Source organism: Thermogutta sp., assembly GCF_014359955.1.
Lineage (GTDB): Bacteria > Planctomycetota > Planctomycetia > Pirellulales > Thermoguttaceae > Thermogutta.
This window is the reverse complement of record NZ_JACIYL010000978.1, coordinates 1-1427: the sequence shown is the minus strand read 5'-3', so window position 1 is coordinate 1427 and position 1427 is coordinate 1. Positions and strand designations below refer to the sequence as shown.

The 1427-nt window shown below is 59.9% G+C and carries 1 protein-coding gene; it reads left to right on the top strand.

The window, feature by feature from the left end; all coding sequences use genetic code 11:
• Nucleotides 1–25: 25 nt before the first annotated feature.
• A complete protein-coding gene (hydF, locus tag H5U08_RS18720) occupies nt 26–1282 on the top strand; it encodes a [FeFe] hydrogenase H-cluster maturation GTPase HydF (RefSeq protein WP_297036643.1) in 1257 nt (418 codons plus the stop codon).
• Nucleotides 1283–1427: the final 145 nt, after the last annotated feature.

Genomic DNA, 1427 nt, shown 5'->3' with positions numbered 1-1427 from the left:
ATTTGTGGCAGTTTAGGAACACTCTATGACGGAATATCGTCCCGCTCCAAAAAGTTTTCGGCTCCACATTGGAATCTTTGGTCGGCGGAACGCCGGAAAGTCGGCCCTGCTGAACATGCTCACGCGGCAGCAGGTGTCAATTGTCTCCGACGTGGCGGGGACCACCACCGACCCCGTCGAAAAACCGATGGAAATGCTGCCTCTGGGGCCGGTGCTATTCATTGATACGGCGGGTGTGGACGACGAAGGCGCCCTCGGGGCCATGCGGGTCAAGAAAACCCGGCAGGTCTTTGACCGGACTGACCTGGCACTGCTGGTGGTTGATGGCGGTCGATGGGACGTTTTTGAAGAGCAACTGCTGGCCGAGTTTCGTCAGCGTCGCATCCCTGTCATCGTCGTGTTCAACAAGGCCGACGTCGCCCGTCCCGATGCCGCACTCCTTGCCCAACTGGATCAGCAGAAAGTCCCCTACGTTTTCACAGCGGCAATCAGACACGAGGGACTGGAATCACTTCGCGAAGCCCTCATCCGGAATGCGCCGGAAGACTTCATCAACAGTTCACCGCTGATCGCCGATCTGGTGCAGCCCGGGCAGATTGTGGTGCTGGTTGTGCCGATCGACAAGGAGGCACCCAAAGGACGGCTTATCCAGCCGCAGGTGCTGACCCTGCGTGAACTGCTGGATCATGGAGTGCTGGCCATGGTCTGTCGGGACTTTGAGCTGGCGCGGGCGATCCAGTCTCTGGCGGAGCCGCCAGCGTTGGTCGTAACCGACAGCCAGGCTTTCGCCCATGTTGCGCGAGTGACTCCGCCGCACGTTAAGATGACATCTTTTTCCATTCTTCTTGCCCGTCAAAAAGGGGACCTCAGCGAATTCGTGCGGGGAGCTCTGGCGATCGATCGTTTACGGCCGGGAGATCACGTCCTTGTCGCCGAATCGTGCAGTCACCATCCCATTGTGGATGACATCGGCCGGGAAAAGATTCCACGCTGGCTCCAGGAACGGGTGGGTGGGAAACTCCATTTCACGACCGTGCAGGGCCACGATTTCCCGGAAGATCTGTCTCCCTATCGATTGCTCGTGCACTGTGGGGCCTGCATGTGGAACAGGCGGGAGGTCCTCACACGAATGGAGCTCTGTCGGCGGGCAGGGCTTCCGATCTGCAACTACGGCGTGACCATCGCGTACACGCTGGGAATCCTCGACCGCGCCCTGGAACCGTTTCCCGAGGCCCAGCGCATTTATCGCGAGCTGACCCGCAGCGCCCCCGTCGCCACCTGAGCGAGATTGGCGTCGCAACCTCCCTTGGCGACTCAGCATTCGGAGGGACGTGCTTGTCAGGTCCGTTTTTTCGGAGGGACGTGCTTGTCACGTCCGGCCTTCCAATGCCGGATCATCTATTTCGGTTCTCCGGGCACGACGAGCG

Bases quoted from the DNA above. Each gene is read 5' to 3' on its own strand.
- hydF (WP_297036643.1), top strand. From the start codon at position 26: ATGACGGAATATCGTCCCGCTCCAAAAAGTTTTCGGCTCCACATTGGA.